Here is a 17,350-nt window from a genome sequence, read left to right as displayed (position 1 = left end):
GCGTCACCAGACTGTGCGAGCTGGCCAATCTGGGCGGGCGGGGCCGCTGGGGTGAGTGGCTCTGCCACGCTGGCTAGGGTGCGCCGCCGCGCGAAATCAGTTCCTTGGCCAGGCGTCGGTAGGCGTCGGCGCCGATATGGTTTCCGGCGTAGCTGGTGATGGGCTCTGCGGCAACCGTGGCGTCGGCGAACTTGATGGATCGCTTGATGACGGTTTCGAAGACTTTGTCTCCGAAAGCCTCCACGAGACGCGAGATGACTTCCCGGCTGTGCAGGGTGCGGGCGTCATACATCGTGGCGAGCACGCCGTCCACCTGCAGGCGCGGGTTCAATCGGTCCTGGACCTTTTCGATCGTTTCGACGAGCAGGGCCACCGCGCGAAGGGCGAAGAATTCGCAGATCAGCGGAATGATGACTCCGTGCGCGGCCGTCAGGGCATTGACCGTCAGGAGGCCCAGGGAAGGCTGGCAGTCGATGAGGACAACGTCGTAGTCGTCCTCGACGCTCTTGAGTGCGCGGTCCAGTACCTGCTCGCGGGCGACCTCGTTGACCAGTTGGACTTCCGCCGCGGAGAGGTCGATGTTTGCCGGCAGGAGGTCGATGCCTTCGACACCGGTCTGCTGGATAGCGTCGCGGATGTCCACTTTGCGGTCCATAAGGACGTTGTAGACAGTGAGGTCAAGTTCATGCGGGTTCGCACCCAGGCCAGCTGAAAGGGCACCCTGCGGATCGAAGTCGACGAGCAGTACGCGCCGGCCGAACTCTGCGAGCGCAGCGGCAAGGTTGATGGTTGACGTGGTCTTGCCCACGCCGCCCTTCTGGTTGACCATGGCGATGACCCTGGCCGGGCCGTGGGAGGCCAGCGGCGCGGGTTCGGGGAAGTCGCGGTGCGGGCGGCCCGTTGGCCCCATGACGGCGTCTTCCAGATCGAAATCCGTGCCCTCCAGCGTAGTTGCTCCCCGTTCGCTGCTCACGTATCTATCCACTCTCTCCACGACGGTCATTTCCTGCGGCTGTCTCCAGCCATGCACTGCTCCCGTCTTAGGCTACAGCGCCCGACACGGCATTCCGCGGAACTTGACTTTGCCCGCAATTTGAGCCTTTACCTTCTAGCTGAGGTAGAAGGTTGGGTTCCTGTGCCGCCGACACGCGAGCAAGGCAGGCCCCGCCAGGGGTCCTGCCTTGCTCGCATTTCATAGCTTCTGGACTGCGCCTCGCTATGCGGCCACGGCCTCTTTTGCCTCGACTTCAGTGTGGTGGCTGATCATGGTCAGCTCGTCGAACGGCCTGGCGCCGGACAGGACGCTGCTGACCTGGCTGCGGTCGATTTCTTTGACCCAGGTGCCGATCAACACGGTGGCAACCGCGTTGCCCGTGAAGTTGGTGAGGGCCCGGGCCTCGGACATGAAGCGGTCGATGCCCACGATCATGCCTACGCCGCCCAGCAATTCGGGCCGGTGGGCTTGCAAACCCGCTGCGAGGGTGGCCAAACCGGCGCCGGTCACACCGGCCGCACCCTTGGACGCGATGATCATGAAGACCAAGAGCGATACCTGGGCGCCGAGGTCCAGCGGGATGCCCATGGCGTTGGCCACGAACAGCGACGCCATGGTCAGGTAAATCGCGGTTCCATCGAGGTTGAAGGAGTAACCGGTAGGCACCGTCACACCGACAACCGGCTTGGAGATGCCCAAGTGCTCCATCTTGGCGATGAGTCGCGGCAACGCTGCCTCGGAGGAGGAAGTGGAGAAGATGAGGAGGTACTCACGGGCAAGGTACTTCATCAGCTGGAAGATGCTGACGCCGGCCACGACCCGGAGCAAGGTACCGAGTACTACGACGATGAACAGCGCGCACGTGATGTAGAAGGCGACCATCAAGGTGAACATGCTCAGGATTGCCTTGGCTCCGGTCGCCCCGACCACGGCGGCAATCGCACCGAAGGCACCGACCGGCGCCAGCCACATGATCATGATGAGGATACGGAACACGAGGGCCTGTCCGTGCTGGATGGCCTTGAGCACCGGCTGTCCCTGCGAGCCCATGCGCTGCAACGCGAAGCCCACCAAAATGGCGGCCAGGAGCGTCGGCAAGACGGGGATGTCGCCGGGGATAATCCCCAGGAGGAAGTCGGCGGTGCTGTTCGTAGCAGCTTTCGCATTGGGGTCGTAGGGGGTCAGCTTCAGTCCCTCACCGGGGTGGATGAGGTTGCCCACAACCAACCCAATGGCGAGCGCGAAGGTGGACATCACCAGGAAGTACACCAATGCAAGCCCGCCGACCTTGCCCACGGTGGCTGCCTTGGCGATGGAGCCAATGCCCAGGACGATCGTGCAGAAAATGACCGGGGCGATCATCATCTTGATGAGTTTGATGAAGCCGTCGCCGAGCGGCTTGAGGGATTTTCCGACGTCAGGGAACATCAGGCCGACGACGGCGCCCAGCACAACTGCGGCGATCACGGCGATGTAGAGGTAATGCGACTTGTCCAGCCCCTTGCGCCCGGCCTTCGCGGGTGCAATCTCTCCTCTTTGAGAGGTCATGGCTTTGCTCCTTTTAGATACTCTGGAAAGCGCCGTGGTTCCTGCAAAATGTCCCTGCGTCGCTCTGCTGTGATATCCATCATTGGGGGCAGGGTGACGTGAATCACTGTTGCGTTCATATTGGTCGCAGCATTGGTCAAAAGGAGGAGCGCGTGATCCGACGCTGGAGCATTGCCCGGAGACTTTTCGTGGCGAACCTGCTGTTCATCCTGGCGCTCACCGCGATCGTGGGGACGGCGGCCTTCGTGGATGCCAGGGACCGCGCCTACAACGACGCTGGCCAGCGCATGCAGGCCGTTGCCGCCGCGATCGCAGCCAACCCCCTGGTGCTTCAGGCCGCTGGCACGCCAAATCCCTCAGCCACACTGCAGCCGTACGCGCAGGTGGTGATGGCCAACGCCCACGCCGACTTCATCACCATCATGGCGCCGGACCGGACTCGCTGGACCCACGCGAACCCCGACGAAATCGGCAAACCCTATATCGGCACCATTGACCCGGCATTGCACGGACAAACCTTCACCGAAGTCACGGCCGGCACCCTCGGCCCGTCGGTGCGCACCATCGTTCCGGTAGAGGACTCTTCCGGAACCGTTCGGGCCCTGGTGGCTGCGGGCGTCACTGTGCGAACCGTTGACGTCGCGGTGTCGGCGCGGCTCACAGCAATCATCGCCATCTCCTTGGCCATGCTCGTAGGCGGCTCCCTGGCCTCGTGGCTGTTGGGCCGATACCTACGCTCCGTGACCCGGGGCTGGGGACCGGAGCAATTGGCACAGCTGTTCGCGTACTACGAGTCCGTCCTGCATTCAGTCCGCGAAGGCGTGGTGCTCATCGACACCGGTGGCAGCGTGGTCATGTACAACGACCAGGCCGCCGAACTGCTGGGTCTGGAACCGTCCGACGTCGACCCTGCAGCAGGTGCCGCCCCGCGCCTTTCGGATCTGCCCCTGGATGCCAGCCTCCACAGCCTCTTCGAATCCGGCCGCACTGCACATGACGAAATCCACCTCACAGGCTCCCGGATCCTGGTGGTAAACCAAGCGCCGGCGGTGGGGCCGCCGGGAATGAGTGGCCGGCAACGCCCCGCCGTATTCGGTACCGTAGCCACGCTCAGGGATCGCACGGAAATCGAGTCCTTGGGCAGCGAACTGGAGACGATGAAGACGCTGTCCGACGCTTTGCGGGCCCAGACCCATGAGCACGCGAACAGGTTGCACACCATTGTTTCCCTGATGGAGCTCGGGCGTACTGCCGACGCCTTGGATTTTGCCACCAAGGACCTTGAGCTAAGCCAACAGTTGACCGACCATCTGGTGGCTTCAGTGGACGAACCCGTCCTGAGTGCACTCATCATGGGGAAATCGGCCGAGGCACACGAACGCGGAGCCGAGCTCACGGTCACGGTGTCCGGCGGGGACGGCCTTCAAGGCTTGGCCGTCCAGGACCTGGTGACGATCTTGGGCAACCTGCTGGACAACGCGCTCGATGCCGCGGCCGCCGCTCCCCCTCCGCGGAAAGTGGAACTGGGAATCGAGTCCGGACCGGACGGAACCACGTTCACGGTTGTCGATTCCGGCCATGGCATCGATCCCGGCATCGTGGACGACGTCTGGCAGTACGGATTCAGCACCAAAGCAGCCGGCATCGGACAGAGTGCGGGCCCTGGAGCTCCCTCCCGCGGCGTTGGCCTGGCGCTGGTACGCCAAGCCGTGCAGAGGCTGGGCGGTACGCTGTCCATCAGCGAATCCACCAGCGCCTTGGGCGGTGCGTTGTTCCGTGTGGCGCTCCCCGCGCCGGACTCCAGGAAAGAAGCCGAATGACCGATATCCGCGTCCTCGTCGTCGAGGACGAACCCATCGCAGCCGATGCCCATGGCGTCTACGTCGGCCGAATCGACGGTTTCACTGTTGCTGGAACAGCCCCGGACGGACAATCGGCCCTGCGTCTACTCAACGATTTCGCCGCCGCGGGGCAACCGGTGGACCTCGTGCTGCTGGATATGAACCTGCCGGACCTTCACGGACTGGACGTCGCCCGACGGATGCGCGCGTCCGGCCTGCTGGCCGACATCATCGCCATCACTGCGGTCCGGGAAGTGAACATTGTCCGCAGCGCCGTGTCAATCGGTGTGGTGCAATACCTGATCAAGCCGTTCACCTTCGCAACGTTCGCGGACAAGCTCGCGAGCTACCGTATGTTCCGCGAGCAACTTGCCGCACCGGCGTCGGGCGGACGTGCCAGTGGAGCCTCGCAAAGTGATGTGGACCAGGCCTTCGCGAGCCTCCGCGCGCCCACCGAGCTCCCGCTGCCCAAGGGCCTTTCCGCCCACAGCCTGGACTCCGTTAAGGACCTTCTCGCAAGCCTCGGCCGGGCCGTCTCCGCCAGTGAGGCAACCGAGGCCCTTGGCATGTCCCGGGTCACCGTTCGACGCTACCTCGAGTACTTGGCCGACGCCGGATTGGTTACCAGGAATCCGCGTTACGGCACTCCAGGACGACCCGAAAATGAGTATCGCTGGAACCGGAGTTAGCGCCCCACCCGCACGTGCACACCGAAGCTATGTATACACAGATCGAATCTCAGCTGGTTTTTTTGAACAAAGCTAGGCTGAACTGAGGTTTGTGTATACACTGATGGCATCCGCACAGCAGAGGGAGGATCCATGCGCGCCAGCGACAAGGCCTATGCCGCCCTGCGCGAGGACATCATTGAATGGCGGCTGGCCCCCGGCACCGTCCTGGCCGAAGTGGAACAATCCGAACGCCTGGGTGTGTCCCGCACGCCCGTCCGGGAGGCGCTGGGTCGGCTCAGCGCGGAAGGGCTGACGACGGCGGCGGGCGGCCGCGGCGTCGTCGTCACCGATATTTCGCTGGAGGACATCGACGAACTGTTCGAGCTGCGCGAAACCTTGGAAGGCAAAGCTGCCGCCCTCGCCGCTGAACGCGGTGAACGTGCGGTATTCAAGCAACTCCACGCCGAACTCCTCCGGGCCCCGGAAATGCTCAACGACAGCGATCCCGCACGGCACGACTACTACGCCCTGGTGGGAAGGCTGGATGAGGCGATCGACGAGGCCATCTCCAATTCCTACCTCGCCCAGGCCATGCGCAGCCTGCGCGTTCACCTGGTGCGGGTCCGCCGCCTCGCGGCCGACGACGCCGAACGCCTCCAAGCCGCCGCGGCCGAGCACGCCGCGATCGCCGAAGCCATCGCGGCAGGCAACCCCCGGCTCGCCGAAGCAGCCACCACCGTCCATCTGCACCGCAGTCTTTCCCACGTCAAAGCCACCCACACACCTCACTAAAAGGAGCACCATGGTGAAGAACAACCACGTCCGCGTCTACAAGAGCGAAGAGAACCTTGCCCGTGAGGACCAGTTGGCGCACAAGATCGCCACGGTCGCCGCCGACCCCGTCGAGGTGGCCCCCCTGGTGGCGGAAATGATCATCAACCGGATCATCGACAATGCCTCCGTCGCTGTCGCTTCATTGAACCGTGCTCCGATCATCGCCGCCCGGGCGCAAGCCCTGACCCACGCGCCGACCACCAACGGCAAGGGCTCGTCCGTCTTCGGCATCAGCGACAAGGTCTCCCCCGAGTGGGCTGCCTGGGCCAACGGCGTCGCCGTCCGCGAACTCGATTACCACGACACCTTCCTGGCTGCCGACTACTCCCACCCCGGCGACAACATCCCGCCGATCCTCGCCGTGGCCCAGCACGTGGGCGCGAGCGGCAAGGACCTGGTCCGCGGCATCGCCACCGGATACGAGATCCAGGTAAACCTGGTCAAGGCCATCTGCCTGCACAAGCACAAGATCGACCACGTGGCCCACCTCGGCCCCTCCGCCGCCGCGGGCATCGGCACCCTCCTGGGCCTGGACGTCGAGACGATCTTCCAGTCCGTCGGCCAGGCCCTGCACACCACCACGGCCACGCGGCAGTCCCGCAAGGGTGAAATCTCCACCTGGAAGGCCCACGCCCCCGCGTTCGCCGGCAAGATGGCCGTCGAAGCCGTGGACCGGGCCATGCGCGGCCAGACCTCCCCCGTGCCCATCTACGAAGGCGAAGACGGCGTCATCGCCTGGATGCTGGACGGCCCGGACGCCTCCTATGAAGTCCCGCTGCCCGAAGCCGGGGAGCCCAAGCGAGCCATCCTGGACACCTACACCAAGGAACACTCCGCCGAATACCAAGCCCAGGCCTGGATCGACCTCGCCCGCAAACTCCACAAAGAGCACCCCGAAGCCACGGACCCCGCCAACGTGGCCTCCGTCCTCATCAAGACCAGCCACCACACCCACTACGTGATCGGCTCCGGCGCCAACGATCCGCAGAAGTACAGCCCCACCGCTTCGCGCGAGACGCTGGACCACTCCATCCCGTACATCTTCACCGTCGCACTGCAGGACGGTGCCTGGCACCACGTTGACTCCTACAGCCCGGAGCGTGCCGGACGCCCGGACACCGTGGAACTGTGGCACAAGGTCACCACCGTGGAAGATCCCGAATGGACCCGCCGCTACCACTCCCTGGACATCGCGGAAAAGGCCTTCGGCGGCACTGTTGTCATCACACTCACGGATGGGACAGTGATCACGGATGAGATCGCCGTCGCCGACGCCCACCCGCTCGGTGCCCGGCCCTTCGCCCGCCAACAGTACATCGACAAGTTCCGCACGCTTGCTACCGGTTTGGTCGAGGCGTCCGAGATCGAACGCTTCCTCGCCGCCGCCGAAGCCCTCCCGGATCTCGGACCGGGCGAACTGGACCAGCTGAACATCACCGCCGCGCCCGGCGTCATCGACCTCGCCGCCGCACCGAAAGGGCTGTTCTAGATGCTCTACTCCAAGACCACGCCGGAACAGAAACGCCTCGCCCTGCGCGAGATGCTCGCTTCCGGGACCATCCAGCAGTTCCCCGGCGCCTTCAACCCGCTCTCGGCACGCCTGATCGAGGAAAAGGGCTTCCCCGGCGTCTACATCTCCGGTGCCGTCCTCGCCAACGACCTCGGCCTACCGGACATCGGGCTCACCACCCTCACTGAGGTCGCCACCCGGGCCGGGCAGATCGCCCGCATGACCGAACTGCCGTGCCTCGTGGACGCGGACACTGGATTCGGCGAACCGATGAACGTGGCACGCACCATCCAGGAGCTTGAAAACGCCGGACTCGCCGGGTGCCACATCGAGGACCAGTTCAACCCGAAACGCTGCGGGCACCTGGACGGCAAGAACGTGGTCGACGTCGACACCGCTGCAAAGCGCATCCGCGCCGCGGCCGACGCCCGGCGCGACCCGAACTTCCTCATCATGGCCCGGACCGACATCCGTGCCGTCGAGGGCATCGAGGCCGCCCAGGAGCGTGCCCGGGCCCTCGTCGAAGCCGGCGCTGACGCGATCTTCCCGGAAGCCATGAAGGATCTCAGCGAGTTCCAAGCCATCCGTGATGCAGTGGATGTGCCGATCCTGGCCAACATGACCGAGTTCGGCAAGAGTGATTTATTCACGGTGGAACAGCTCCAGGGCGTCGGCGTGAACATCGTGATCTACCCCGTCACCCTGCTCCGCATTGCCATGGGCGCTGCAGAGCGTACGCTGGAAACGATCAAGGCCACTGGAACGCAGGAGGCCCAGGTGGAGAACATGCTCACCCGTGCGCGCCTCTATGACCTCGTGGACTACGAGGCCTACAACCACTTCGATACGAGCGTTTTCAACTTCCAGATTCCTGGCCTCAGCCGGTAACTGGATCAACCAAGGGGATGCAGGCGCTCCGGCTATTCCGGAGTGCTTGCCGACGAACGAAGGAGGACAGCATGGTAGCTGTTGAGATCAAGAAGGGCCTGGCCGGGGTCGTGGTTGACTACACCGCGATCTCCAAGGTCAACCCGGACACCAACTCGCTGCTGTACCGCGGCTATCCCGTGCAGGAACTCGCCGCCAAGTGCAGCTTCGAGGAAGTTGCCTTCCTGCTGTGGAACGGTGAGCTGCCCACGCCGGAAGAACTTGCAGAGTTCACAGCCCGCGAGCGCGCAGGCCGCGCCCTTGACCCGGTGGTGAAGCAGGTCGTCGATACGCTGCCCACCACAGCCCACCCGATGGATGTGTGCCGTACGGCCGCTTCTGTGCTGGGGGCACGGCACCCGTTGGCGGAGGTTTCCACGCCGGAAGCCAACATGGCGAAGGCAATTGACCTGTTCGCCGCCATGCCGGCCGTGGTCGCCTACGACCAGCGCCGCCGCCGCGGGGACGGACAACCCATCGAACCCGTGGCACCGAGGGACGACCTCGGCTACTCCGCGAACTTCCTGTGGATGACCTTCGGCGAGGACCCGGTGGAAGAAGTCGTGAAGGCGTTCAACGTCTCGATGATCCTCTACGCCGAGCACTCCTTCAACGCATCCACCTTCACGGCCCGCGTTGTCACCTCCACCCTCTCGGACCTGCACTCCGCGGTCACCGCGGCGATCGGAGCCCTCAAGGGTCCGCTGCACGGCGGCGCCAACGAAGCCGTGATGGAGACGTTCGAGGAAATCGGCATCCGCACCGAGGAATCGCTGGAGGACGCCGCGGGCCGGGCGAAGACCTGGATGGAGCAGGCCCTGGCGCAAAAGAAGAAGGTCATGGGCTTCGGTCACCGCGTCTACAAGCACGGCGATTCCCGCGTGCCCACCATGAAGGCCGCCCTGGATAAGATGATCGCCCACTACGGCCGGCCGGAAATCCTGGGCCTGTACAACGGCCTTGAACAAGCCATGGACGAGGCCAAGGCGATCAAGCCCAACCTCGACTACCCCGCCGGACCCACCTACCACCTCATGGGCTTCGACACCCCCACCTTCACCCCGCTGTTCGTCGCCAGCCGCATCACCGGCTGGACCGCGCACATCATGGAACAGGCCGCATCGAACTCCCTGATCCGTCCGCTCAGCGAATACAACGGCGTGGACGAACGGCACCTGCCGTAATTCCTCCATGTACGACGTCGGGCCGGCTACCGCGTGGGGAGGTGTCGGCCGACGTCGTTGTTGGTGTATTTGTCCGGCAGCTAGCGCGCTGCTCCCGAATCCAACCAATCGGCCGTGTGCACTTCCGCGACGCTCTCGTTGTCATCGGCAAGCACGACCTCCACTGCGATGCGCTGGCCGGAAATCATGGCAGGCAACCAGTGTTCGGCGTCGGCCCACATCTGTTCGACCGGGAGCCCTGCCACCCGGTACCACTGTGGAGCTATCTCATCGCTTTCGGCGGGTTCGCCGGTCCAATGCTCGGTCAGATACACCGTGGTGAACATGTTCCACCCGGGCTTGGCGGGGAAGACGAAATCCACTGTGCCTGCGGGAATGAGATGCTCTTCTTCGACGTGGACGAAGATTTCTTCCTGCACTTCCCGGCATACGGCTTCGGCCGCTGTCTCGCCGGATTCCACGTGCCCGCCCACACCGACAATCTTCCCGGTGCCGAAGCCGGTCTTCTTCCGACCCAGGAGAACTTCCTTGCCGGCGTCGCCGTCACGAAGAAGGAAGCACAGGGTGACGTGGTCTGCAGTCATTGACCAAGCCTAGCTCCCTGCGGGTCTCCGGAAGCGTGCCTTAAGTGACCGGGATCAGCCGAGCGCCCGAGGATGCGCGGATGCGTACACCTCTCGCAAGGTATCTGCGGTGACCAAGGTGTACACCTGCGTGGTGGTCACCGAGGCATGGCCGAGGAGCTCCTGCACAACACGGACATCCGCACCGCCCTCAAGCAGATGCGTGGCAAACGAATGCCGGAGGGTGTGCGGGGAGACATCCTTGGTGATGTTGGCCTTCTCCGCTGCAGTCTTCAGAATTGTCCAGGCACTTTGCCGACTGATCCGTCCTCCGCGGGCATTCAGGAACAGTGCCGGGGTGCCTTTTCCTTTGGCTGCCAGCGCAGGCCTTCCGCGGACCACATAGGAACCGACGGCGCGAGCACCATAGGACCCCAGCGGCACCAGGCGCTCCTTTGAACCCTTTCCGAAGAGCCGTACGATCGCGGGCCCATCGGCTTCCGCTTCGAGGGAGACATCGTCAACGTCGAGCCCCACAGCTTCGCTGATTCGGGCACCTGTGGAGTAGAGGAACTCCAGGAGCGCTCGGTCCCTCAGGCCGGTGGCGGTGTCGGCACCGGCCGCTTCGAGGATCCGGGTCACTTCGCCAACACTAATGGCCTTCGGCAGGCGCTTGCCGGGCATTGGCGGGTGGACATCGCTGGCGGGGTCCGCCGTCGTCGTCCCCTCCAAGGCCCAAAACTTGTGGAGCCCCCGGACCGCAACCACGGTGCGCGCCGCAGAGCGGACGCCGAGTGCTGCCGCGCCATCCGAGCCGTCGGCGAGTGCCTGCACAAAGGCGGTGACGTCATGGCGGGAGATGTTGCCTGGTTTGTCGACGCCGGAGGCAGCCAGGAAGTTCGAATAGCGGGACAGATCCCGCCGGTAGGCGGACAACGTGTTGCTTGCGAGGCCGCGTTCCACGCCAAGGTGCTGCAGGTAGTCCGTGACGGCCAGGTCAATGGCTGTTTGAATCCGGGTTTCCGCGAGCTGGGGCATGGTCAGCGCTGGCTTGGGTGGGCCGGCCAGGGGGCATCTGCCGGGCGCAGGCCCCTGAAACCGTCGGCGCGCGCAGCCGCGGCGGCGAGGATCCCGACGACGGCGGACGGGTTGTGCAGGCGGCCTTCGAGCACTGCCAAAACAGCTTCGTCGAGAGGTACCCACACCAGTTCTATTTCGGATTCCTCTTCCGTGCGGACGTGGCGTTCGGCCTCAGGCACGTCTCCCAGTCCCCGCGCCAGATAGATTCGGATCGCCTCGCTCGAAGATCCGGGCGAATTGAAGAAGTCCACCAGGACGTTCCACGTGACGGCCGCAAGATCGGCCTCCTCCGCCAACTCCCGGGCTGCACCCACCACAAAGTCTTCGCCGGCCACGTCAAGAAGCCCGGCGGGAATCTCCCAAAGATCCATACCGACCGGGTGGCGATATTGCTTGAGCAAAAGGATTTCGCCGTCGACATTCATCGGCAACACCGCAACAGCGCCGGGATGGTCGATGTAGTCGCGAACCAAAGTACCGGTATCTTCGCCCAGCTCAAAGGCGTCGCTGACGACGTCCCAAACGCGGCCTTCGTAAACCTTGTTGGACGACAAAAGACGGCGCGGGCTCGGCATGTCCGAAACCTTCCGAAAAGTACTGGGGGTTTCAGAGATACCGGGCATCGCGCCGTCCTTCGTTTGTGTGAGCGATTACTTCGCAGCTACCTTGCGGGCCGACTTTGCCGCAGAATCAACGCCTGCCTGGCGCTCCAGCGCGGCCTTCACCAGGCCAGCAAACAGCGGGTGCGGGCGCGTGGGGCGGGAGCTGAGCTCCGGATGGGCCTGCGTTGCCACGTAGTAAGGGTGTACTTCGCGCGGCAGCTCCACGTACTCAACCAGCTTGCCATCGGGAGACGTTCCGGAGAACACCAGGCCCTCGGCCGCGATCTGTTCGCGGTACTTGTTGTTGACCTCGTAACGGTGGCGGTGACGTTCGCTGACCGTGGTTGCGCCATAGGTCTCTGCAACCACGGAGCCTTCGTCCAGCTTGGCTTCGTAGAGGCCAAGGCGCATGGTGCCGCCCAGGTCGCCCTTGCCGTCCACGATGTCCAGCTGCTCTTCCATGGTGGCGATGACAGGGTATTTGGAGTCGGGCTCGAACTCGCTGGAGGATGCGCCTTCAAGGCCGACCACGTTGCGGGCGTATTCGATCACCATGCACTGCAGGCCCAGGCACAGGCCCAGAACCGGAAGCTTGGTTTCGCGGGCAAACTTGAGCGCGCCCAGCTTGCCTTCCAAGCCGCGGATGCCGAAACCGCCGGGAACGCAAATCGCGTCAACGCCGGCCAGGGACTTGGTAGCGCCCTCGAGGGTTTCACATTCATCGGACGGGACCCAGCGGATCTTGACCTTGGTTTCGTTGGCAAAACCGCCGGCGCGCAAGGCCTCAGTCACGGACAGGTAGGCGTCCGGGAGGTCGATGTACTTGCCCACCAAGGCGACTTCAACCTGGTGCTTGGGGTTATGGACTGCTTCGAGGAGCTTGTCCCAGCTGGTCCAGTCGACGTCCTTGAACGGGAGATCCAGGGCTCGGACGACGTAGGAGTCAAGGCCCTGGGAGTGCAGCGTCTTGGGGATGTCGTAGATGCTGGGAGCATCGGCGGCGTTGACCACGGCGTCAATATCGACGTCGCACATGCGGCCGATCTTTTCGCGCATGGCGTCGGGCACTTCGCGGTCCGAACGGATCACGATCGCTTCCGGCTGGATGCCGAGGGAGCGCAAGGCGGCAACGGAGTGCTGCGTTGGTTTGGTCTTCAGTTCCTGCGACGGGCCGATGTACGGCACCAAGGAGACGTGGAGGAAAAAGACGTTGTTGCGGCCGATGTCCTGGCGGACCTGGCGGGCGGACTCCAGGAAAGGCTGGGACTCGATGTCGCCAACAGTGCCACCGATTTCGGTGATGATGACGTCCGGAGCGTTCTTGCCTTCGGCGGGCAGGCGCATGCGGCGCTTGATCTCATCCGTGATGTGCGGGATGACCTGGACGGTGTCGCCGAGGTACTCGCCGCGCCGTTCCTTGGCGATGACGGTCGAGTAGATCTGGCCGGTCGTAACGTTGGCCGAGCCCTCGAGGTTTTCATCGAGGAAGCGCTCGTAGTGTCCGATGTCGAGATCGGTTTCGGCGCCGTCGTCCGTGACGAAGACTTCGCCGTGCTGGAAGGGGTTCATCGTGCCCGGATCCACGTTCAGATAGGGATCGAGCTTCTGCATAGTTACAGACAAACCGCGTGCCCGCAGCAGGTGGCCGAGGCTCGAAGCCGTCAGTCCCTTACCGAGCGAGGACGCCACACCGCCAGTGACAAAGATGTGTTTGGTCGTCTTGGACGAGCCCGGGAACCGGGAATTTACACGGGAATTTGATCGCTGCACCACGGAATTCGAGCCTATCATCAATTGCGCCTCCAAAGGGTCCGCTAGCCGTTTTCCCAAATGCTCAATAGTCCCTTGCCGTGGGGCAAGGATCAAGAGTAAAGCCCACCCGACCCGCCAGTAACAGGTCAGCCGCTCGGGAATCCGCGGCTTGGCAGCGCCCCCCGCATGAGCCGGCTCCCGGTCCCTCAAGGCCTGGATGTGACTGATGTCCTACGGCTGGAGCTGTTCGGCTACGCCTGCTGGGGTAGCAGCTTGGCGTCGTCCAGCAACTCCTGGGCATGCGCACGCGCAGACTCCGAGTCTTCCTGCCCCGCCAGCATCCTGGCAAGCTCCTTCACGCGTTCTTCATCATCGAGGAGCTGGACATCGCTGGACGTGAAGCCCGTGGCGGTCTTGCCGTCGCTTCCCCTGACCGAGGTCTTGGTGACCCGGATGTGTTGGTCCGCGAAGGCGGCAACCTGTGGCAAGTGGGTCACCACCAGCACCTGGACGTGGCGCGCCAGCATGGCGAGCCGGCGTCCGATCTCGACGGCGGCACGCCCACCGACTCCGGCATCTACTTCGTCAAAGACGAACGTCGGCACGGGGTCCACTGCGGCAAGGACCACCTCGATGGCGAGCATGACACGGGACAACTCACCACCGGAAGCCCCCTTGCCGAGGGGGCGGGCAGGGGCGCCTGAGTGCGGTTGCAGGAGGAAGGAGATGTCGTCGACGCCGTGCGGCCCCAGCTGCCCTTGGCTGTCCACCTCGATCACCAGGGTTGCATCGGCCATTGCAAGGGCGGTGAGCTCCGCACTCACGCGCGCGGAGAGCTCTTTGGCGGCCTTCGACCGCGACTTGGAAATCCGGGTGGCCTGCTTCCGAAGCGTGGATTCCGCGGCAGTCACCTCAGCGTCGAGGGCTTCGATCCTGCTGGAGTCGTCCTGCAGTTCGTCCAGCCGGGTCCTCGAAGCGGCTGCCCATTCCAAGACCTCGTCGATGCTCGGAGCGTACTTCCGAATGAGTTTGGCCAGGGCCGCACGCCGGTCCTCAATCTCCGAAAGGCGTTCGGGTCCTTCGGAGTCCAAGGAGGCCTGGTAGCTGGACAGCTCCCCCGCGATGTCGTTGATGAGGAAGCCGATCTCGGCGAGCCGCGTGGCAGCCCCCGCCAACGCTTCGTCATGTTCGGAAACCTGTTCCAAGGTCCGTTTGGCCGAGTCGATCAGCGTCGTGGCGTCGGCCGTTTCGCCGAATTCCTCCGCGATCAGGGCTTCATGTGCAGCTGCGGCGGCAATGCGAAGCTCTTCGACGTTGGCCAGTTTCACTGCCTCTGCCTTGAGGGACTCGTCCTCGCCCGGCTGGGGATCGACGCCGTCGATTTCCTGGAGCGCGGCAGCGAGCGATTCCGCCTCCCGTAGCCTTTCCCGGGCCTCGCCTCGGAGGGTATCGAGCTCCGCCTGGCTGGACTTCCAATGACTGTAAAGATCCTGGTATTCCGTGAGCATCGCGGCGAGGTCGGCCCCGGCGAAACGGTCCAATGCATGCCGCTGCGCCACGGCACCCTTCAGCCGTATCTGGTCCGACTGGCCATGCACCACCACCAGGCTCTCGCCAAGTTCTGCCAACACGCCCACAGGCGCCGACCGGCCGCCCACGAAAGCACGGCTGCGGCCGTCCGCACCCACGGTGCGGGCGAGCAAGAGCTGAGTGCCGCCGTCGTACTCTTCAGCGTCGCCGCCGGCCTCCACGGCCCGTTCCACGGCGGCGTGCGCGGGATCGAGCAACAGCCGGGCCTCCGCGGAGGCTGACTTGGCGCCGGAGCGCACCGCACCGGCGTCGGACCGTGCTCCCAGAAGGAGGCCGACGGCGGTGACCACCATGGTCTTGCCGGCGCCGGTTTCGCCCGTGACGACGCTCAGTCCGGGCCCCAACGGCAATGTGGCGTCGGTGATGACGCCGAGATCACGGATCCGGAGTTCCTCGATCATGGTTTACATCTCCTTGGTGGGGTCGGCCGCTCTGCCTGTCCGCACGTCCTGGGGCGTTGGCAAAGGGCTGGGCTTGAAAGTCCTGACCACGGGGGTAGGACCGGTGTGGATGTCCGCCGAACGGGGTGCCGGGCCTCGCCAACCGTGGATGGGGAGCTCAAACTTCCGGACGAGCCGCGCGGAAAACGGGGTCTGGTGGGTGCGGGCAAGCCGTACGGGCCTGGTGGATCGTGTTACCTCAATCCGGGCGCCGGGCGGCAGGTCGACGGAACGTCGGCCATCGCACCACAGCACGCCTTGGGCGTCAGTCCGGGTGAGGATCTCAACAGCCAGCTTGGACCGCGGCGACACAACGAGGGGTTTGGCGAAGAGGGCATGGGCGCTGATGGGGACGATCACCAAGGCCTCCACCTCAGGCCACACCACTGGACCGCCGGAGGAGAACGCGTAAGCCGTGGAGCCCGTGGGGGTTGCGAGCACCACTCCGTCGCAGCCAAAGGACGTCAGGGGACGTTCATCCACTTCGGTCACTACCTCGATCATGCGCTCCCGGTCAGCCTTTTCAATGGCCGCCTCGTTGAGAGCCCACGTGTGCCAGATCTTCTGGCCACGGACCCACACTTGGACGTCGATGGTCATGCGTTCTTCCACGGTGTATTCGCGGCTGGCAATCCATTCAACGGTCTGGGCAAGATCAGCCCGTTCGCTCTCGGCGAGGAAGCCAACATGCCCGAGGTTGACGCCCAAGAGGGGAACATCGACGTTGCGGACCAGCTCGGCCGCGCGCAGGATGGTGCCGTCGCCGCCAAGAACCATGACGAGTTCGACGTCCTCCAACCGGACATCCTCATGAAGGATTTCGATCGGCTTATCCACCACACCGTAGAACCGTTCGATGTCGTCCAGTTCCGATTTCTGCATTACGGGAATCAGACCTGAGTAGTGGAGCTGCCCGCAGGCATCCCAGGCCGCGCGAAGGGAGTCCTCACGCCCGGTGTGGGCAAGGACCAAAACGCGCCTGCTCATGGTGTTCTGCTTTCTAGTGGGTGGTCCAGATTCGTTCCATCAGTGCAGTAACTTCCTCGTCACGCTCTTCGATCTTAGGCAAGTCCGCCTGAATCCTGCGTTTTATCCACAGGAAGTACTCCACATTTCCGTCCTGGCCCGGCAAAGGGCTCGGTGCCAGGCCGCAGAGTTCAAGGCCGGCGTCCACTGCCGCCTTCGCAACTTGGGCTACCGCGCGCCGCCGTTCATGGTCGGACGTGACCACGCCTGTGCGGCTCAGGCGTTCCTTGCCCACCTCGAATTGGGGCTTCACCATGAGCACAAGGTCTCCCCCGGGTTCAGTGCATGCCGCGAGCGGGTGCAGAACCAGGGTAAGGGAAATGAAGGACAGGTCTGCCACGGTGAGCGCGGCCGGGCCGCCGATTTGTTCCGGAGTCATATAGCGGACGTTGAGGCCCTCATGGACAGCGACGCGCGGATCGTTCCGCAAGGACGGCACCAACTGGTCATGCCCGACGTCGACCGCCACTACGTGTGCGGCACCTTGCCGGAGCAGCACGTCCGTAAAGCCGCCGGTGGAGGCTCCGGCGTCGAGACACCGCTTTCCCTCCACAACGACGGAAGGGAACGCTGCCAGCGCCCCGGCCAGTTTGTGGCCGGCGCGGCTGACGTAAATGTCCTCGGCGTGGGCTTGGACATCGAGTTCGGTAGTTTCGAAGACCTGTTGCGCCGCCTTGGCGAGAACGCTGCCTCCGGAACTGACCTTCCCGTCCGCAATGAGTTTCGCGGCATGGGTCCGCGACCTCGCCAATCCACGGGTGACGAGCTCCTGGTCAAGTCTGGCCATG

At 64.2% G+C, this 17,350-nt stretch carries 15 protein-coding genes; 6 read left to right on the top strand and 9 right to left on the bottom strand.

Going from position 1 to position 17,350, the window contains the following annotated elements; all coding sequences use genetic code 11:
* Positions 1-73: 73 nt before the first annotated feature.
* Positions 74-973, bottom strand: coding sequence for a ParA family protein (locus ACX5I4_RS07910; RefSeq protein WP_461836197.1), 900 nt, complete (start codon positions 971-973; stop codon positions 74-76).
* 243 nt (positions 974-1,216) lie between these two features.
* A complete protein-coding gene (locus ACX5I4_RS07905; RefSeq protein WP_461836196.1) occupies positions 1,217-2,542 on the bottom strand; it encodes a cation:dicarboxylate symporter family transporter in 1,326 nt (441 codons plus the stop codon).
* Positions 2,543-2,694: 152 nt separating this feature from the next.
* Here ACX5I4_RS07905 and ACX5I4_RS07900 point away from each other — a divergent pair, with 152 nt between their 5' ends.
* The 6 genes from ACX5I4_RS07900 to ACX5I4_RS07875 all read left to right on the top strand — a co-directional run bounded on the left by ACX5I4_RS07900 (position 2,695) and on the right by ACX5I4_RS07875 (position 9,509).
* Complete coding sequence (locus ACX5I4_RS07900) at positions 2,695-4,362, top strand: sensor histidine kinase (RefSeq protein ID WP_461836195.1); 1,668 nt, start codon at positions 2,695-2,697, stop codon at positions 4,360-4,362.
* A complete protein-coding gene (locus ACX5I4_RS07895; protein ID WP_461836194.1) occupies positions 4,359-5,072 on the top strand; it encodes a response regulator in 714 nt (237 codons plus the stop codon). The genes ACX5I4_RS07900 and ACX5I4_RS07895 overlap by 4 nt, the downstream gene beginning before the upstream one ends.
* Before the next feature lie 132 nt (positions 5,073-5,204).
* Entirely contained in the window at positions 5,205-5,846 is a 642-nt protein-coding gene (locus ACX5I4_RS07890) for a GntR family transcriptional regulator (protein ID WP_461836193.1), read from the top strand.
* 10 nt (positions 5,847-5,856) lie between these two features.
* The gene (locus ACX5I4_RS07885; RefSeq protein WP_461836192.1) at positions 5,857-7,377 is read left to right on the top strand and encodes an MmgE/PrpD family protein; all 1,521 of its coding nucleotides are present in this window, start codon (positions 5,857-5,859) and stop codon (positions 7,375-7,377) included.
* The gene (gene prpB, locus ACX5I4_RS07880; protein WP_461836191.1) at positions 7,378-8,286 is read left to right on the top strand and encodes a methylisocitrate lyase; all 909 of its coding nucleotides are present in this window, start codon (positions 7,378-7,380) and stop codon (positions 8,284-8,286) included.
* A 71-nt stretch (positions 8,287-8,357) separates the two neighbouring features.
* On the top strand, positions 8,358-9,509 hold the full coding sequence (locus ACX5I4_RS07875) for a bifunctional 2-methylcitrate synthase/citrate synthase (protein WP_461836190.1): 1,152 nt from the start codon (positions 8,358-8,360) through the stop codon (positions 9,507-9,509).
* Between the two features lie 80 nt (positions 9,510-9,589).
* Here the strand turns inward: ACX5I4_RS07875 and ACX5I4_RS07870 are convergent, their stop codons facing one another.
* The 7 genes from ACX5I4_RS07870 to ACX5I4_RS07840 form a co-directional block, all read right to left on the bottom strand.
* Positions 9,590-10,093, bottom strand: coding sequence for an 8-oxo-dGTP diphosphatase (locus ACX5I4_RS07870; RefSeq protein WP_461836189.1), 504 nt, complete (start codon positions 10,091-10,093; stop codon positions 9,590-9,592).
* Positions 10,094-10,147: 54 nt separating this feature from the next.
* On the bottom strand, positions 10,148-11,110 hold the full coding sequence (gene xerD, locus ACX5I4_RS07865) for a site-specific tyrosine recombinase XerD (RefSeq protein ID WP_461836188.1): 963 nt from the start codon (positions 11,108-11,110) through the stop codon (positions 10,148-10,150).
* A 2-nt stretch (positions 11,111-11,112) separates the two neighbouring features.
* The gene (locus ACX5I4_RS07860; protein WP_461836187.1) at positions 11,113-11,775 is read right to left on the bottom strand and encodes an NUDIX domain-containing protein; all 663 of its coding nucleotides are present in this window, start codon (positions 11,773-11,775) and stop codon (positions 11,113-11,115) included.
* Positions 11,776-11,802: 27 nt separating this feature from the next.
* Complete coding sequence (locus ACX5I4_RS07855; RefSeq protein WP_461836186.1) at positions 11,803-13,545, bottom strand: CTP synthase; 1,743 nt, start codon at positions 13,543-13,545, stop codon at positions 11,803-11,805.
* Positions 13,546-13,757: 212 nt separating this feature from the next.
* Complete coding sequence (gene recN, locus ACX5I4_RS07850; protein WP_461836185.1) at positions 13,758-15,497, bottom strand: DNA repair protein RecN; 1,740 nt, start codon at positions 15,495-15,497, stop codon at positions 13,758-13,760.
* A gap of 3 nt (positions 15,498-15,500) precedes the next feature.
* Positions 15,501-16,523, bottom strand: a complete 1,023-nt coding sequence (locus tag ACX5I4_RS07845) for an NAD kinase (protein ID WP_461836184.1) — start codon at positions 16,521-16,523, stop codon at positions 15,501-15,503.
* Between the two features lie 13 nt (positions 16,524-16,536).
* The gene (locus tag ACX5I4_RS07840) at positions 16,537-17,349 is read right to left on the bottom strand and encodes a TlyA family RNA methyltransferase (RefSeq protein ID WP_461836183.1); all 813 of its coding nucleotides are present in this window, start codon (positions 17,347-17,349) and stop codon (positions 16,537-16,539) included.
* Between the last annotated feature and the right edge of the window lies 1 nt (position 17,350).

The sequence above is a fragment of the Arthrobacter sp. MMS24-S77 genome (assembly GCF_054888235.1).
Note: the sequence above shows the minus strand (reverse complement) of the source record. Positions and strands in the feature narration are given on the sequence as shown.